This is a genomic window from Cellulomonas sp. P1_C4, assembly GCF_056406355.1.
On the sequence record NZ_JBFUAI010000004.1, the window covers coordinates 94,581 to 110,977 of the forward strand.

The 16,397-nt window shown below is 72.9% G+C and carries 16 protein-coding genes; 9 read left to right on the top strand and 7 right to left on the bottom strand.

All coding sequences use genetic code 11. The annotated features are described in order from the left end of the window. The first annotated feature begins 6 nt into the window (after window positions 1-6). From AC1DYZ_RS04190 to AC1DYZ_RS04215, 6 genes are all read left to right on the top strand, one after another. Window positions 7-498 carry a VOC family protein gene (locus tag AC1DYZ_RS04190; protein WP_477063954.1) on the top strand — a complete coding sequence of 164 codons (492 nt, stop codon included), beginning with the start codon at window positions 7-9 and terminating at the stop codon, window positions 496-498. 14 nt (window positions 499-512) lie between these two features. Continuing rightward, window positions 513-1,325 (top strand): exodeoxyribonuclease III, encoded by an 813-nt coding sequence (locus tag AC1DYZ_RS04195; RefSeq protein ID WP_477063955.1) that lies wholly within the window; start codon window positions 513-515, stop codon window positions 1,323-1,325. Window positions 1,326-1,350: 25 nt separating this feature from the next. After that, a complete protein-coding gene (locus tag AC1DYZ_RS04200; RefSeq protein ID WP_477063956.1) occupies window positions 1,351-4,110 on the top strand; it encodes an Ig-like domain-containing protein in 2,760 nt (919 codons plus the stop codon). A 71-nt stretch (window positions 4,111-4,181) separates the two neighbouring features. After that, window positions 4,182-5,306: a sensor histidine kinase gene (locus AC1DYZ_RS04205; RefSeq protein WP_477063957.1), complete on the top strand. Its 1,125-nt coding sequence runs from the start codon at window positions 4,182-4,184 to the stop codon at window positions 5,304-5,306. Next, window positions 5,303-5,968, top strand: a complete 666-nt coding sequence (locus AC1DYZ_RS04210; protein WP_477063958.1) for a response regulator — start codon at window positions 5,303-5,305, stop codon at window positions 5,966-5,968. The genes AC1DYZ_RS04205 and AC1DYZ_RS04210 overlap by 4 nt, the downstream gene beginning before the upstream one ends. A gap of 112 nt (window positions 5,969-6,080) precedes the next feature. Next, window positions 6,081-6,365, top strand: coding sequence for an SHOCT domain-containing protein (locus tag AC1DYZ_RS04215; RefSeq protein ID WP_456824861.1), 285 nt, complete (start codon window positions 6,081-6,083; stop codon window positions 6,363-6,365). Window positions 6,366-6,398: 33 nt separating this feature from the next. Here the strand turns inward: AC1DYZ_RS04215 and AC1DYZ_RS04220 are convergent, their stop codons facing one another. After that, window positions 6,399-7,685 (bottom strand): MFS transporter, encoded by a 1,287-nt coding sequence (locus AC1DYZ_RS04220; RefSeq protein ID WP_477063959.1) that lies wholly within the window; start codon window positions 7,683-7,685, stop codon window positions 6,399-6,401. A 58-nt stretch (window positions 7,686-7,743) separates the two neighbouring features. Between AC1DYZ_RS04220 and AC1DYZ_RS04225 the strand changes: the two genes are divergently transcribed. Then, window positions 7,744-8,268 carry an ArsR/SmtB family transcription factor gene (locus tag AC1DYZ_RS04225; protein ID WP_477063960.1) on the top strand — a complete coding sequence of 175 codons (525 nt, stop codon included), beginning with the start codon at window positions 7,744-7,746 and terminating at the stop codon, window positions 8,266-8,268. Window positions 8,269-8,448: 180 nt separating this feature from the next. Here the strand turns inward: AC1DYZ_RS04225 and galK are convergent, their stop codons facing one another. From galK to AC1DYZ_RS04240, 3 genes are read right to left on the bottom strand one after another with little or no spacing between them, the layout of a single operon-like run. Next, a complete protein-coding gene (galK, locus tag AC1DYZ_RS04230; protein WP_477063961.1) occupies window positions 8,449-9,651 on the bottom strand; it encodes a galactokinase in 1,203 nt (400 codons plus the stop codon). Next, complete coding sequence (gene galT / locus AC1DYZ_RS04235; RefSeq protein ID WP_477063962.1) at window positions 9,648-10,823, bottom strand: galactose-1-phosphate uridylyltransferase; 1,176 nt, start codon at window positions 10,821-10,823, stop codon at window positions 9,648-9,650. The genes galK and galT overlap by 4 nt, the downstream gene beginning before the upstream one ends. Next, window positions 10,820-11,605, bottom strand: coding sequence for a DeoR/GlpR family DNA-binding transcription regulator (locus AC1DYZ_RS04240; RefSeq protein WP_477063963.1), 786 nt, complete (start codon window positions 11,603-11,605; stop codon window positions 10,820-10,822). Before AC1DYZ_RS04240 ends, galT begins: the two co-directional genes overlap by 4 nt. 116 nt (window positions 11,606-11,721) lie before the next feature. On the opposite strand from AC1DYZ_RS04240, the gene AC1DYZ_RS04245 reads away from it, so the two are divergent. Next, on the top strand, window positions 11,722-12,381 hold the full coding sequence (locus AC1DYZ_RS04245) for a dihydrofolate reductase family protein (RefSeq protein ID WP_477063964.1): 660 nt from the start codon (window positions 11,722-11,724) through the stop codon (window positions 12,379-12,381). Between the two features lie 4 nt (window positions 12,382-12,385). Here the strand turns inward: AC1DYZ_RS04245 and AC1DYZ_RS04250 are convergent, their stop codons facing one another. Genes AC1DYZ_RS04250 through AC1DYZ_RS04260 form a run of 3 tightly spaced genes read right to left on the bottom strand, consistent with a single transcriptional unit; the run spans window position 12,386 to window position 15,434 of the window. Beyond that, window positions 12,386-13,525 (bottom strand): Mrp/NBP35 family ATP-binding protein, encoded by a 1,140-nt coding sequence (locus AC1DYZ_RS04250; protein ID WP_477063965.1) that lies wholly within the window; start codon window positions 13,523-13,525, stop codon window positions 12,386-12,388. 27 nt (window positions 13,526-13,552) lie between these two features. Then, window positions 13,553-14,131 carry a DUF1003 domain-containing protein gene (locus AC1DYZ_RS04255; RefSeq protein ID WP_477063966.1) on the bottom strand — a complete coding sequence of 193 codons (579 nt, stop codon included), beginning with the start codon at window positions 14,129-14,131 and terminating at the stop codon, window positions 13,553-13,555. Continuing rightward, window positions 14,124-15,434, bottom strand: coding sequence for a magnesium transporter MgtE N-terminal domain-containing protein (locus AC1DYZ_RS04260; RefSeq protein WP_477063967.1), 1,311 nt, complete (start codon window positions 15,432-15,434; stop codon window positions 14,124-14,126). Before AC1DYZ_RS04260 ends, AC1DYZ_RS04255 begins: the two co-directional genes overlap by 8 nt. Window positions 15,435-15,554: 120 nt before the next feature. Between AC1DYZ_RS04260 and AC1DYZ_RS04265 the strand changes: the two genes are divergently transcribed. Further along, the gene (locus AC1DYZ_RS04265; RefSeq protein ID WP_477063968.1) at window positions 15,555-16,253 is read left to right on the top strand and encodes a YflT domain-containing protein; all 699 of its coding nucleotides are present in this window, start codon (window positions 15,555-15,557) and stop codon (window positions 16,251-16,253) included. Window positions 16,254-16,397 lie beyond the last annotated feature (144 nt).

The window sequence follows — 16,397 nt, forward strand, 5'->3', positions numbered from 1 at the left end:
TCAGTCATGGGCATCGTCCGTCCGCACCTCTGGTTCGACCACCAGGCCGCCGAGGCCGCACGGTTCTACGCCGAGGTGATCCCGAACACGACCATCCACTCGGTCGTGACGGCGCCGCCGGGCACGCCGGGCGTCGCCGAGGGCGCCGAGTTCATCGTCGAGCTGTCGATCGACGGCATGCGCGCGACCTTCCTCAACGCCGGCCCGGTGTTCGTCCTCGACGAGGCCTTCTCGTTCGTCCTCGACTGTCAGGACCAGGCGGAGGTCGACCATTACTGGGAGACCCTGACCGCCGACGGCGGCCGACCGAGCCAGTGCGGCTGGCTCGTCGACAAGTTCGGCGTGTCGTGGCAGGTGGTGCCCGTGCAGCTGGACGACATCATGTCGCGACCCGACGCCGAGGGCGTCGCGCGCGCGATGGCGGCCATGCTCACGATGGGCAAGCTGGACGTCGCGGTCCTTGAAGCGGCCTACCGCGGGGAGTCGTCCCTGCAGTGAGGTTGGATGGTCCGGTGCTGACCATCGCGAGCGTCAACGTCAACGGGATCCGGGCCGCCTACAAGCGGGGGATGGGGACCTGGCTGGATGCGCGCAAGCCCGACGTGATCCTCCTGCAGGAGGTCCGGGCGTCCGACGAGATCCTGGCCGACCACCTGCCGCCGGGCGAGTGGCACCTGGCGCACGAGGCCAGCGAGACCAAGGGTCGGGCGGGGGTCGCCATCGCGAGCCGGCTGCCGATGACGGCGATCCGGATCGGGCTGAAGACCGGCGTGACCGGCGACTCCGGCCGCTGGGTCGAGGCGGACCTGGCCCTGCCGGCGCACGAGGGTGCACCGCCGCGCAGCATCACGGTCGTGTCGACGTACCTGCACTCGGGCACGGTCGGCACGCCGTCGATGGACGAGAAGTACGCGTTCCTCGACCACGTGACCGGGCGGCTGGCGGACATCGCCGAGCAGGGCGGGTACGCCGTCGTCGCCGGGGACGTGAACATCGCGCACCGCGAGGCGGACATCAGGAACTGGAAGGGCAACCTGAAGTCGGCGGGGTTCCTGCCGCGGGAGCGCGCCTACCTGGACCGGTGGTTCGACGACCTAGGCTGGCACGACCTCGGGCGCGAGCTCGGCGGCGAGGGTCCCGGGCCGTTCACGTGGTGGTCCTGGCGCGGGCAGGCGTTCGACAACGACGCCGGCTGGCGCATCGACTACCAGCTGGCCACGCCCGACCTCGCCGACGCCGCCGTGAGCGCGACGGTCGACCGGGCCGCCACCTACGCCGAGCGCTTCTCGGACCACGCCCCGGTGGTGGTCGTGTACGACCTCTGACGTCCGGTTCGTACCGCCATGTACGGTGTGTCAGGACAAGGGGCCGACGAACGGGGAGCTCGTGCAGAGGCTGGCGATGCGCCCGGGAGCCATGCTCCTCGTGCTGTTCCTCGCCGTCGCGGCCCTGGTCGCCGGTCAGGCGTCCGCAGCGCGGGCGGACTTCGCCACGCAGTGCGCGGCGCCGACGCGCACGCAGGATCCCACCGCCAGCGAGATCAGGGTCGACGCGGGGGAGGTCGTCCTCGTCGCGACGAGCTTCACGGGCGGCATCGACGCACTGCCCGCGGGCGGGACGCTGTGCGTCGGGCCGGGCGCGGCCCTGGTCGGCTTCTACATGAACAACGCTGCGGGGGCGATGGTCGTCGCCGCGGGCGGGTCGCTGGTGATGCCATCGGTCGTCGTGGCGGCGGGCTTCTCCCTCGACGTCGAGGGCACGGCGTCGTTCGCCGGCCTAGGTGTGAACGGGTCGTCGGACGTCCGTGTCGCCCCCGACGCCTCGATGACCATCGGGAGCGGGTTCAGCCCGTCGGCGGGCGCGTACGTCAACGAGGGGACGTTCGTCGTCGAGGGCGCCATGAACCTCAACTCCGGCGTCACGTTCGAGAACGCGGGGACGCTGACGGTGCACGGCGAGACGACCGTCAACAGCCTGCTGCGCAACTCGGGGTCGGTGGAGGTCGGGGGCGGCCTGACGATCAACGGCTCGGGTGCCTTGCAGAACTCGTGCGCCGTCACCGCCACGGGCTCCCTGATGAACAACGGCAGGACGTCGAGCAACGCCGGTCTCGTGCAGGTCGGCCAGAACTTCACCAACAACGGCATCTGGGAGCAGAGCTCGAGCGGCCTCACCACCGCGGTCGAGCTCGCGGACGACGGATCGGTCGGAGGATTCGGCGGGTACCAGTTCTCGGGCACGACCCGGGTCCAGGGCAGGTTCGTCGGCAGCTCGGCCGCCGACCCGATCCGTGTGCAGACGATGGCGCCGTCCGGCCAGATCTTCGACGTCGAGACCGGGACGATCGACAACGTCATGCGCACGTCGGTCGCGGTGCTCGCGGCCACCCCGATCTGCCTGGGCGCGCCCGCCCCGGACAACGCGGACGTCGAGGTGAGCAAGACCGGCCCGGCCACCGTGCTGGTGGGCGGCACGATCCAGTACTCCCTCCATGTGCACAACCTGGGTCCGTCGCCCGCGGCGGACGTGGTGGTCAGCGACACCCTCCCTGTCGGCTTCACGCTCGACCCGAAATCGACGACCGGCACCCTCGACGGCAACGTCCTGTCATGGTCGGTGGGCACCCTCGCGGCGGGGGAGGTCAGGGACCTGTCGTTCGCCGGGTCGGTCACCGTAGGGGCCGGCTCGACCCTGCTGAACGTGGCGAGCTCGACCTCCAGCACGATCGACACGGTGCCCGCGAACAACGACGGGTCGGCGGACGCGGCCCGGGTCTCGACGCAGGTAGTGGATCGCCCGCCGCCGGCAAACCGGCCGCCGGTGGCGGACGATCTCGTGCTGGACACGGTCACCGGGGACCTGCTCCCCGGGAGCGTCACAGCTTCGGACCCGGAGGGCGACAGCCAGCGGCTCACCTACGAGGCGATCGCGGGGCCGGCGGACGGCGTACTGGACCTCACAGCAGGCGGCGGGTTCGTGTACCACTCCGACCTCGACTTCGCCGGGATCGACGGCTTCGGGTTCCAGGTCTGCGACAACGCCGCACCCGTCCCGGCGTGTGACACCGGCACGGTCACGATCAACGTGTACCCGCGAGCGAACGATGACGTCGCGACGACGACGCAGGACACCCCGGTCGTCATCCCCGTGCTCTCCAACGACAGCGACGGCGCCCCGCTCGACGCCGCGCCCGTGTCCGCACCCTCCCGCGGCACGGTGGCCCTCGACCCCACGACCGGCGACGCGACCTACACACCGGCCGAGGGTTTCACCGGCACCGACACCTTCACGTATCGAATCTGCTCGCCGGCGACGACTCCGCCGCCGCTTCCGCTCTGCGACACGGCTCTCGTGACGGTCACCGTGGACCCGCCCAACGCCCCGCCGACCATCGAGCCGCTCACCCTGGTCACGACCACGGGGACGCCGGTGACGGGGACGCTGGTGGTCGCGGACCCGGACGCCGGCGACACCCTGGTGGTACTGCGCGGGATCCCGCCTCGGAGCGGGAACGCCAGCGTGCAGCTCGACGGCTCGACCACGTACGCGCCGCAGGACGGGTTTGCGGGCCGCGACTTCTACGGCGCGATCGTCTGCGACGACGGCGCGCCCCGGTTGTGCGCGACAGCCCGGGTCACCGTGGAGGTGTCCCCGGTCGCCGAGCCGGACACCGCGACGACGACCGAGGGAACTGGCGTCGACATCGACCTGTCCGGCAACGACCGCGGCGCCGTCGCCCCCCCGACCGTGACGAGCGGGCCGTCGCACGGGACCGTCACGATCGACGGCGGCACGGCCCACTACGTGCCGGAGGCCGGCTTCACCGGGACGGACACCTTCGAGTACACCATCTGCGCCGCGATCGCCGACGACCTGTGCGCCACGACGACGGTGACCGTGACGGTGACCGCGGGCTCGACACCCACGCCGACGCCCCTGCCGCCGACGCCCTTGCCTCCGACCCCGCTGCCACCGACGCCCGGCCCCCCGATCGACAACAGCGGCGTCCTGGCGACGACCGGAGCGAATTCGGCCCCGGTGGGGCTGCTCGGCCTCGCGCTCGTGCTGACCGGCGGCCTGCTCGTCCTCCTGCGCCGCCGCGGGGCGTAGTCCGACCGGAGCGGCTGCGACGCTCCCCATGGAGCACGCGCCACGGCTGCGCCCGTCGCTACCGTGGTCGGATGACGCCCGCGCCCGCCCCGTGGCCGGGTCCGCCGTGGGGCCGCGGGGGGTCCGGCTGGATCGCGGTCCCGGCCACACTGCTCGCGCTCTTCACCGTCCTCGGCTGCGCGGGTGCCAACGCCTGGCACCCGGCCGCCCGCGCGTTCGACGCCCTCGCCGTGCTGCTCCTGCTCGTCGCCCCGGCCTCGCTGGTCCTCGTGGTCCGGCGGGGTGCGTCCGCGGTCGTCGGCGCGACGCTCGCCGTCGTCGGGCCCGTCGCGTACCTCGCGCTCGGGTACGAGCCCGGACCCGCGCTGGTTCCCCTGGGCTTCGTCGTCGTGGCCCTCGGTGCGACGCGGCAACGGCTCCTGTCGCTCGCGGCGGGGGTCGCCGGTGCGCTCGCGGTCGTCCTGCTGGCGCTCTCCCCGGACGGACCGAGCCCGGTGTACACGACGCTGACTGTCACCGGGCTGGCGATCGCGATGCTGCTGGGCGAGGGTGCTCGCGGTCGTACCGAGCGCATGCAGGCGGTCCGAGCCGCCCGGGTCTCGCGCGAGGAGTCGGCGGTGGCCGCCGAACGGCTCCGCATCGCCCGCGAGCTGCACGACGTGCTCGCGCACTCGCTGTCGGGGATCACCGTGCAGGCCGGCGTCGGGTTGCACCTCATGGACCGCGAGCCCGAGGCGGCGCGCCGCGCGCTGGTCGAGATCCGCGAGGCGAGCCGCGACGCGCTCGACGAGGTCCGGGACGTGCTCGGGGTCCTGCGCGCCGACGGGGAGGCACCACGAACTCCCGCGGGCGGTCTCGGCGCACTCGTCGAGCGGGCGCGGGCCGACGGCCTGGTCATCGAGGACGTGGGCCTCGACGCAGCGGTTCCCGAGGAGACGGCGGCCGTGCTCCACCGTGTCCTTCAGGAGTCGCTCACCAATGTCCGCCGGCACGCGCCCGGTGCATCCGTGCAGGTCACCATGGTGGTGGGGGAGACGATCGTGCTCGAGGTGCAGGACGACGGGCCGCCGGTCGCCCCGCTGGTCGACGGCTACGGGCTGCGCGGGATGCGGGAGCGGGCCGCCGCGGTGGGTGGGTCGCTGACGGCCTCCTCGGGCCCGACCGGGTTCCACGTCCGCCTGGAGGTCCCGCGGTGATTCGGGTGCTCCTCGCCGACGACCAGGGCCTCGTCCGTGGCGGCTTCCGCGCGCTCATCGACGCCGAGCCCGACATGACCGTGGTGGGGGAGGCGGCGACCGGCGGCGACGCCGTCCGCCTCGCGCTCGAGCTGCTGCCCGACGTGGTGCTCATGGACATCCGGATGCCGGGGACCGACGGGCTCGTGGCGACGCGCCGGATCGTCGACGAACCGCGGGCGGCCGGCGTCCGCGTGGTCGTCGTGACCACGTTCGAGCTGGACGAGTACGTGGCGGAGGCGATCCGCGGCGGCGCGTCCGGCTTCCTGGTCAAGGACACCGAGCCGGCGGACCTGCTGCGGGCCGTGCGGGTGGTCGCCGCCGGTGACGCGCTCCTCTCACCGACCGTCACGCGGCGGCTGCTGGCGACGGTCGCGCGGGCGACGCGCGAGGCGCCGCCCTCGTCGGCACTCGGAGACCTCACGCCCCGGGAGCGGGAGGTCCTCGTGCTCGTCGCGGAGGGTCTGTCCAACGACGAGATCGGGCAGCGGCTCTTCCTCAGCCCGCTGACCGTCAAGACGCACGTGCTGCGTGCCGCGACGAAGCTGGGCGCGCGGGACCGGGCGCAGATGGTGGTGCTCGCCTACGAGTCGGGGCTGGTGCGCCCTGGATGGGCCGGCTGACTCCGATCGGAGCGACCAGGACGGTCCCGCTGGACGACGACTCTGAAGGGGTAGCGGGGCGAGGGTGGTGGTGCGGTCGACGGTCGGCCGCCGCGCATCGTCGGAGGTCGTCATGCTCACCACGCTCCTGTCCCACCCCGTCGGCTACGGCTGGGGGTGGGGCTGGGGACCCGGTCCCTGGTTCCTGCTGATCCCGCTGTTCTGGTTCGGCGTGATCGCCCTGTTCTTCACGTTCGGCGCCCGCCGCCGGCGCCGCTACTGGGAGGGCGAGGGCCCCCGCGGGACCGGTGGCGCGCGCAGCGTGCTCGCCGAGCGCTACGCCCGCGGGGAGATCGACGAGAGCGAGTACCGCGCCCGGCTCGAGGTCCTGCTCGCCGCGGACGCCCCGCGCGGCTGACCCACGCTTCCGCCGCGACCGGGGCCGAGCCGCTCAGGCGTCGGTCGCGGCGGTCGCGGGCTCGTCGGCGACCGGGGCTCCCGGCAGGTCGCGCATCCGCAGCAGCGGCGAGATGACGACGGGCAGGGCGGACACGGCCATGATCGCGACCGATACCCACAGCGTCGGCAGGACGCCGAGGTGGGTGCCGAGCCAGCCGCCCAGCAGCCCGCCGATCGGCATCGTGCCCCACACGATGAACCGCACGGACGCGTTCATCCGCCCGAGCAGCGGCGGCGGGCACACCCGCTGGCGGAAGCTGACCTGCCCCACGTTGTAGACGATGACGGCGAAGCCGAACAGCGCACCGCCGGCGATGAGCAGCGCCGCGGCCGGGAACGTGCCGGTGGAGGCGAGCGGCGTCAGCGCAAACGCGGGGGCCATGACCAGCGCGGACAGCGGGATGATGCGTCCCTCGCCCACCCACTGGGCGAGCCGGCCCGCGGCGAGCGCGCCGAGCAGGGCGCCGATCGACCCGGCCGACAGGATCGCGCCGTACGCCGCGGTGCCCAGGCCGAGGGTCCGCAGCACGTAGATCACGGTCACGGCGCCGGCGATCGCGCCCGCGAAGTTCCCCAGCGACGTGCACGCGACGATGCGGCGCAGGTACGGCTCGTGGACGACGAACTGCAGACCCTCCGCGATCTCGACCTTGAGCGGGCGGCGCGTGTCGGGGTGCGGCGGGGTCTCCTGGTGCCGGATGCGGCCGACCGCGAAGGCCGACGCGAGGTACGTGACGACGGTGACGGCGATGAGCGCGGGTGCGGTGATCACCCGTAGGGCGAGGCCGCCGATCGCGGGGGCGGCGACCTGCGCGACCGACGCCGTGGCCTGCAGCTTCGAGTTGCCCTCGACCAGGTGGTCGAGCCCGACCAGGCCTGGGATGTAGCTCTGGTGGGAGACGTCGAAGAAGACGGTCGCGACGCTGATGACGAGGCCGGCGACGATGAGCAGAGGGATCGAGGCGTGCCCGGTGACGGCGGTCGCGACGACGACCGCGAGCACGGTGGCCCGCACGAGGTCCGCCACAATGAGCACGCGCCGCTTGCGCATCCGGTCCACCCACGCCCCGGCCGGCAGCCCGATCACCAAGAACGCCGCGTACTCGGCCGCGTTGAGCACACCCATCTGCCACTCGGTGGCGGCGAGCTGCTGGACGGCGAAGATGGGGAGCGCGAGCGCGGTCAGCTGGGCGCCCAGCTGGCCGAGGGCGTCGCCGGTCCACAGCCGGCGGAAGTCCGGGTGGTGGATCAGCGATCGGGTGGGTGTCTCGGTGCTCACGGCGACCAGCATCGACAACTGATTGGGAAAAGTCAATCACTCGTGGGAACATCGACACATGACGGAGAGCGCGCCCGTGGACAGCACCTCTGAGATCGACGCCGACGCCCGCGCCCTGGCGAGCACCGTGCGCATGCGGATCCTGCGGCTCTGCCTCGACGAGGCGCTGACCAACCGGGAGATCGCCGACCGGCTGGAGCGCAACCCCGCCACCGTGCTGCACCACGTCCGCACCCTGGTCGATCGCGGCTTCCTGGCGGCCCAGCCGGTCCGGCGCGGTGCCCGCGGGTCCCGCGAGGTGCCGTACAAGTCCACGGGGAAATCGTGGCGGACGCCGGGCGGACCCGGGATGAGCCAGATCCTCATCGACACCTTCCTCGAGGAGGTCGCGCTGGTCGACCCCGCGACGGTGCTGACCTCGCGACTCGGCCTGCGCCTGGACGCGGCCGGCTTCGAGGAGCTGGTGGCCCGGGTGAACGACGTGTTCCAGGACTTCGCCGCCCGCACGCCGGACCCCACCGGCACGCCCTACTCGGTCTTCTGGGCCCTGCACGAGGACGTCACCCGCCGCGCGTCCGCATGACGAACGCCGGGCTCCCGCCCCTCCGCGGTCGCCCGGCGCTCGTCATCCCCTGCGCGGTGCTGTACGCCCATGACGCTAGAGAGCGTGGTCGCTCGACACATCCGCCTCAGGTAGCACAACCATTCCGGCGTCTCATACGTCAGGACCGACGTCGACCTCGTGCCGAACCCGCAGCCCTGCTCAGCTCGCCGCGGCGGCCGCCGTCGCGACGAGGAACGCCGGGGAGCGCAGGCCGGCGTCGGCGAACGCGTCCGCCACGGCCTGCGCCACGCGGTCCACCTCGCCCGCGTCGACCAGGGCGATCGCCGACCCCCCGAACCCGCCGCCGGTCATCCGGGCACCGACGGCACCGGCCGCGCGGGCGGACTCGACGACGAGGTCGAGCTCGAGGCACGACACCTCGTAGTCGTCGCGCAGCGAGGCGTGCGACTGGTTCATGAGGGTCCCGACCGGCGAGCCGATCTCGCCGGCGTCGAGCAGCGCGACGAACCAGGTCACGCGGTCGATCTCGTTGACGACGTGCCGGACGCGGCGCACCTCGACCTCGTCGTCGAGCTTGTCCAGCGCCCACTCCAGACCGCGGGGGTCGTCGGAGATCTCGCGCAGCGTGCCGACGCCGAGGCGCGCGGCCGCTGCCTCGCACGACGCGCGGCGGGCTGCGTACTGCCCGTCGACGTGCGAGTGCTCAGCCCGGGTGTCGACGACCAGCAGCGCCAGGTCGTGCGCGGCCAGGTCGAACGGCACGTGCCGGACCGAGCCGTCGAGGCAGTCCAGCAGGAGGGCGTTGCCGGCCTTCGTGCGCAGCGCGGCCGCCTGGTCCATGCCCCCGGTCGGCGCGCCGGCGATCTCGTTCTCCGCGCGCACGCAGAGCGTCGCGAGCGTCGCTCGGCCCTCGTCGGAACCCGCAAGGCCCAGTGCGAAGACCGCGTCGAGTGCGACCGCGACCGACGCCTCGAGCGCCGCCGACGACGACAGCCCTGCACCGTACGGCACGCACGAGTCGATCGCCACGTCGAAGCCGCCCACCGCGTACCCGGCCTGGTGCATGGCCCACGCGACGCCGACGACGTACCCCGCCCAGCTGTCGACAGTGCCGGGCCCGACGTCGGCCAGGTCGATCGTCCGCATGCCGTCCGGCTCCTGGGCGGACACGAGCCGCACGGTGTCGTCGTCGCGACGCCGCACCGCCGCGTAGGTGCGGTGGGGGAGCGCGATGGGCAGGCAGAGGCCGCCGTTGTAGTCGGTGTGCTCGCCGATGAGGTTGACCCGGCCGGGCGCCGACCACGTGCCGTCCGGCGACTCGTCGAACCGGGCCTCGAACAGCGAGCGGGCACGGTCGGTCCCCTCGGCGGGAGTCCAAGCCTCGAGCCACTCGGGGGTCATGCCAGCTCCTTCAGTCGGGTCGCGATGCGTTCGGGGGTGGTGTCGCTGATCCAGGCGCCCATGCCGGACTCGACACCGGCGAGGTACTTGAGCTTGCCCGGCGCTCGGAGCACCGAGAATAGCTGCAGGTGCAGCCGGGAGTCCTCACGGCCCTCGCGCACGGGCGCCTGGTGCCAGCCGGAGATGTACGGCAGCGGGATGGCCTCGCCGTCGGGGCCGACGAAGAACCGGTCCAGCCGTTGCAGGAGCGTCAGGTACGTCGTCGCGAGGTCCTCGCGCTCGGCGTCGGTCAGCGCCGGCAGGTCGGGGACGTCGCGACGGGGCGCCAGGTGCACCTCGACGGGCCAGCGCGCCGCGAACGGCACGTACGCCACCCAGTGCTCGGACTCCAGCACGATCCGCTCGCCGTGGGCCAGCTCGGCGTCGAGCACGTCGCGGCCGAGCAGCCGGCCGGTCCGTTCCCGGTGGGCCCTCGCCTCGGCGAGCATCGCCGTGGTCTTCGGCGTCAGGTACGGGAACGCGTAGATCTGGCCGTGCGGGTGGTGCAGCGTGACCCCGATCTCCTTGCCGCGGTTCTCGAAGACGAACACCTGCTCGATGCCCGGCAGCGCGTTCAGGGCCTCGGTGCGCTGTGCCCACGCCTCGACGATCGTGCGCATGCGGCGCGGCGTGACGGTGCTCAGCGACGCCGTGGAGTCGGACGAGAAGCAGATGACCTCGCAGCGCCCGGCGGCCGGGCGGACGGTCCAGAGCGGCTCGCCGTCCCGCTGCACCGGCGCGTCGGGGATGCCCGGGACGGCCAGGAGCGAGGGGAACCGGTTCTCGAACACCACGACGTCGTAGTCCTGCGCCGGGATCTCGCCGTCCTGGTAGACCGCACCCGGCTTGGCCGGGGCCAACGGGTTGGCGTCGGCAGGCGGCAGGAACGTGCGGTTCATCCGGTGCGCGGCCATCGGGATCCAGTCACCGGTGAGCGGGTCGCGGCGCAGCTCCGGACCGGTCACCGGCTGCGGGACGCCGTCGGCGTCGGGCACTGGGGCGAACCGGTCCACCAGCGGGCGGGCGTCGTGCAGCTCTCTCGTCGCGGTGCCCGAGACGTAGGGCTCCGAGTCGTCGAAGTAGAGCAGCTCCCGACCGTCGGCGAGCGTGGTCGTGGTCAGGCGGACGTTCACGTGGTGGCTCCCGTGGTGGCGACCGTGACCAGGGTGGTCGCGGTCAGGTGGGGTCGGGCGTCGGCGGGCAGGGCGTCGCCGGTGAGGAGCGTGTCGACGTCGTCGAGGGGGGCGATGCGGGCCAGGCCGACGACTCCCCACTTGGTGTGGTCGGCGAGCACGGTGGTCGCCGCGGCGCACGCCATGAGCGCGCGGTCGGTGGCGGCCTCGGCGAGGTTGGGCGTGGTGAGGCCGGTCGCGTCGAGCCCGTGCACGCCGAGGTAGGTGCGGTCCACGCGCAGGCTCGCCAGGGTGGCGTCGGCGACGGGGCCGACGAGCGCGTCGGACGGCGTCCTGACCCCGCCCGTGAGGATGACCTCGACGCCGGGTGCGCCGTGCAGGACGTCGGCGATCCGCAGGCCGTTGGTCACGACGGTGAGGGGGCCGATGCCGGCGCCGGCGAGCAGCTCGGCGAGCAGGTAGGTCGTCGTGCCGGCGGACAGCGCGACCGACTGACCGGGCTCGATCGTGGCCAGCGCCGCCCGGGCGATCGCGGCCTTCTCCGGTCCGGCCCACGAGCGCTTGGCCTCGAAGCCGGGCTCGTCGGTGGGCCTGCCCGGCGCGTCCGGGGCCACCGCTCCGCCGTGCACGCGCCGGACCAGTCCGGCACGCGCCAGCTCCGCGATGTCGCGCCGCACCGTCATGTCCGAGACGTCGAGGCTCTCGACCAGGTCCGCGACGCGGGCGGCCCCGTTGGAGCGCACGGCTGCCAGGATCCGGTCCTGACGCTGGGAGGCGAGCACCTGAACATCTTCGCACGAAACCAAACAAACCCCAACACAGGGGCTCGTCTTGCACATCGCGGCGGATGTCCTCCAAGGTCAGACCTGGGTCGTCGGTGACCCGCGAAGGAGATGACATGTCCCGCGTCCGCGTGCACAACTTCTCGGTCTCCCTCGACGGCTTCGGCGCCGGGGAGGGTCAGCAGCTCGACGCTCCGTTCGGACATGCGGGGACACGGCTCCTGGAGTGGGCCTTCGAGACGCGCACCTTCCGCGAGATGGGCATCCACGGGGAGACGGAGGGATCCCTCGGCGTCGACGAGGCGTTCGCCAGCGGGTGGGGGCCCGGCATCGGCGTGGAGATCATGGGGCGCAACAAGTTCGGCCCCCAGCGCGGTCCGTGGGAGGACGAGGAGTGGAAGGGATGGTGGGGCGGGAACCCCGTCTTCCACACCCCCGTCGTCGTCCTGACGCACCATCCCCGGCCGGCGCTCGAGATGGACGGCGGGACGACCTTCCACTTCGTCGATGCCGACCCCGTCGCCGCGCTCGAGCAGGCTCGCGCCCTGGCCGGCGACCTCGACGTCCGGATCGGTGGCGGTGTCAGCACGGTCCGGCAGTTCCTCGAGGCCGATCTGATCGACCACCTGCACGTCGTCCTCGTGCCGATCGTCCTGGGCAGGGGCGAACGGCTCTGGGACGGGCTCGAAGGACTCGAGGACCGCTTCGACATCGAAGCGACCCCGTCGCCCTCCGGCGTCGTTCACCTGGTCCTGAGCCGCCGCGCGGCGAGATAGCCGGTCAGCGACCTGCAGGCGTCAGGCCCAGTGAGCGGCCGGCGAGACCGCGGCGGCGGGACACCAGGGAGCGCGCGACCTCGCGCAGGGCGTGCGCGGCGGGGGAGTCCGGGTCGCTGAGCACCACCGGGGTGCCGTCGTCGCCGGCCTCGCGCAGCCGCACGTCGAGGGGGATCTGCCCGAGCAGCGGCACGTCGGAACCGGTGAGGCGCGTGAGGTTCTCGGCGACCCGGGAGCCGCCGCCGGACCCGAACAGCTCGAGCCGCGACCCGCCGGGCTGCTCCAGCCAGGACATGTTCTCCACGACGCCGACCACGTGCTGCCGCGTCTGCACGGCGACGGACCCGGCGCGCTCGGCCACCTCGGCCGCGGCGACCTGCGGGGTGGTCACGACCACGATCTCCGACGAAGGCAGCAGCTGCGCCACCGAGATCGCGATGTCGCCGGTGCCGGGCGGCAGGTCGAGGAGCAGCACGTCCAGGTCGCCCCAGAACACGTCCGCGAGGAACTGCTGCAGGGCCCGGTGCAGCATCGGCCCCCGCCACACGACGGGCTGGCCGGGCGGCACGAACATTCCGATCGAGACCACGAGGACCCCGAACGCCTCGGGCGGCAGCAGCATGTCGTCCACGCGGGTCGGCTGTCGCGTGACGCCGAGCATCCGGGGGATCGAGAAGCCGTAGATGTCCGCGTCCACGATGCCGACCTTGAGACCGTCGGCTGCCATGGCGACGGCGAGGTTGGCGGTCACGGAGGACTTGCCGACCCCGCCCTTGCCGGACGCGATCGCGAACACCTTGGTCAGCGACTGCGGCTGTGCGAACGGGATCACCGGCTCGGCGGACGTGCCGCGCAGCAGCGTCTTGAGCTCGTTCCGCTGCTCGGCCGACATGACCCCGAACACCACGGACGCCTCGGAGACCCCGTCGACGGCGACGGCCGCGGCGCTGACGTCGCGGGTGAGCGTGTCCTTGAGCGGGCAGCCCGGTGTGGTCAGGTCGATGCCGACGGTGGCGCGCGAGCCGACGACCTCGATCGACCGGACCATGCCGAGCTCGGTGATCGGGCGCTTGATCTCGGGGTCGAGCACGTGCGAGAGAGCCTCGCGGATGGCGTCGGTCAGCGGGTCGAGGGGCTCCGGCATGGGGCCCATCGTAGGTCGCGCTCGGGGTCAGCCCCGCGCGGCCTTGTCCGACGGCCCGCGCGGCTGGCGCTTCTTCTCGCCGCGGTCGGCCTTCTTGTCCGAGCGCTCGCGGTCGCGGTCGTCGTTGCCCTCCCGCTCCGCGACGAGATCCTCGAGCATGTTGCGCAGCTCGGACCGGACGAAGTCGCGGGTGGCCACCTCGGACAGCGCGATGCGCAGCGCGGCCATCTCGCGGGCGAGGAACTCGGTGTCCGCGAGGTTCCGCTCCGACCGCTGCCGGTCCTGCTCGGCCTGCACGCGGTCGCGGTCGGTCTGGCGGTTCTGCGCGAGCAGGATGAGGGGCGCGGCGTAGGACGCCTGCAGCGACAGCACCAGCGTCAGGGCGGTGAACCCGTTGGCAGCCTGGTCGAAGCGCAGGTCTTCCGGGGCGTACACGTTCCAGGCGATCCAGAGCAGGCAGAACAGCGTCAGGTAGATGATGAAGCGCGGGGTGCCCAGGAACCGGGCGATGCTCTCCGAGATCTTGCCCGAGGCGTCCTCGTCGAGCTGCGGCCGGCGGATGAACCGTCGCCGCGACTCCAGCGGGGTGTCGAGGCGGTCAGCCACGGCTCACCCCCGGACGTGGTGTGCCGCCGAGCACGCTCGTGTCGGAGTAGTTGCCCTCGTCGTCGGTCTCGCGCCAGTCCTCGGGCAGCAGGTGGTCGAGCACGTCGTCCACCGAGACCACGCCCAGCAGGCGCTTCTCGCTGTCCACGACGGGCAGCGCGAGCAGGTTGTAGGTGGCCAGGTTGCGGGTCACGGACAGCAGCGGGGCGTCGACGGGGATGGACTCGATGTCCGTGTCGACGATCGAGCCGATCGCCTCGTGCGGGGGCTCGCGCAGCAGCCGCTGCAGGTGCACGACGCCGATGAAGCGGCCGGTCGGCGTCTCCAGGGGCGGGCGCGCGACGAACACCATCGACGCGAGCGCGGGCGTGAGGTCCTGGCGGCGCACGTGCGCGAGCGCCGCGGCGATGGGGGTCTCCGGTCCGAGGATCACGGGCTCGGTCGTCATCAGACCGCCGGCGGTGTTGTCCTCGTACGCCAGCAGGCGTCGGACGTCCTTGGCCTCCTCGGGCTCCATGAGCTCGAGCAGCTCGGCCTGCTGGTCGTCCGGCAGCTCGCCCAGCAGGTCGGCGGCGTCGTCGGGCTGCATGGCCTCGAGGACGTCGGCGGCGCGCGTGCGGGCCAGACCCTGCAGGATGCCGACCTGGTCGTCCTCGGGCAGCTCCTCGAGCACGTCGGCCAGGCGTTCGTTGTCCAGCGCGCTGGCCACCTCGAGCCGGCGCGTGAGCCCGAGGTCGTGCAGGACGTCGGCGAGGTCGGCCGGCTTGAGGTCCTCGTACTGCGCGAGCATCAGCTCGGCGCCTTGTGCGGCCGACGCCTGACCGAGTCCCGTGATCTCGTCGACGGACACCAGCAGCGTCTCGCCGCGCCGGCGCAGGATGCCCCGCCCGGCCGCGGGCAGCCGGCGCACGAAGACCTTCGAGATCACCCAGTCGCCGTTGCGCTGCAGCTCGATGGCGACGTCCTCGATGACCGCGGACCCGGAGCCGTCGACGAACTCCACGGTGCGGTCCAGCAGCTCGCCGACGGCGACGGTCTCGAACGCGCGCTGCTCGAACCGGCGCATGTTCACCAGGCCGGTCGAGATGACCTGCCCGGAGTCGATGGAGGTCACCCGCGTGAGCGGGAGGAACACCCGCCGGCGGGCCGCCACCTCGACGACGAGCCCGACGGCCCGGGGCAGCCCTTTGGGACGCACCAGCACGACGACGTCGCGCACTCGTCCCACCTGGTCACCGAGGGGGTCGAACACGTTGGTCCCGGCAAGGCGCGCGACGAACACCCTGGTCCCGACGCTGCTCACGTCGGTCAGCCTAGACCGGGCCCCGCTCGACGGCCGCCGCCCCGCCGGTTGTTCGGCTGAGCGTCACCTGCCGGCCGCCCGACCCTGGCGATCCTCCCGCCGCTGGGAGAGGATCGCGGCATGTCGTTCTCCGGCAATGCCCGCCCGCCGCGCACGCCCACGCCACCCCAGGGCGAGACCGTCGCCGCCTACGCCACGTACCTCGAGGCGCAGAAGGCCGTCGACCACCTGGCCGACAAGGCCTTCGCGGTGCAGATGGTGACGATCGTCGGCACCGACCTGCGGATGGTCGAACGAGTCACCGGGCGGCTGTCCTACCCCCGGGCGGCACTCGGCGGGTTCCTGTCGGGGGCCTGGTTCGGCCTCTTCGTCGGCCTGCTGCTCAGCCTGTTCTCCGCGCCGGAGGCACAGAGCCCGCTCGTGCCCGCGATCTTCATCGGTGGCGCGTTCGGCCTGCTGTTCTCCGTGATCACGTACTCGTTCTCGCGCGGGCGGCGGGACTTCACCTCGACCAGCCAGATCGTCGCGTCGTCCTACGCCGTGCTGTGCCTGGCCGAGCAGGCGAACAAGGCGCGCGAGCTGCTGCGCGAGATCGGCGGCGTGCAGTCCGGCTGGCCCGCGCGGCCACCCGCACCGCTCACCACCACAAGTCCCTCGGATCCGTCGGCAACGTACCCGCCGGGTGCGGGGTCCCAGCCGTGGGGCTCCCCGACCGTCCCTCCGGTCGGGCCGCCCGCACCACCTGCTCCGCCGAGCGGACCGCCTGCCGACCGGCTCGGGCCGCCTGTGCCGCCGAGCGGGCCGCCGACCGCGCCCTGAGCCGCTCGGCCCGGCGCTCGCGACGCGTCGGTGCCGGCTCGACCTGCGGTGCGCCGGGCAGTGCGCTGTGCACCTCGGCGAGCGTCGCGGCCCTCGAGAACAACAGTGCGAGGTTCGGATCCATGTCTGCCTCCTGTGTCGGTG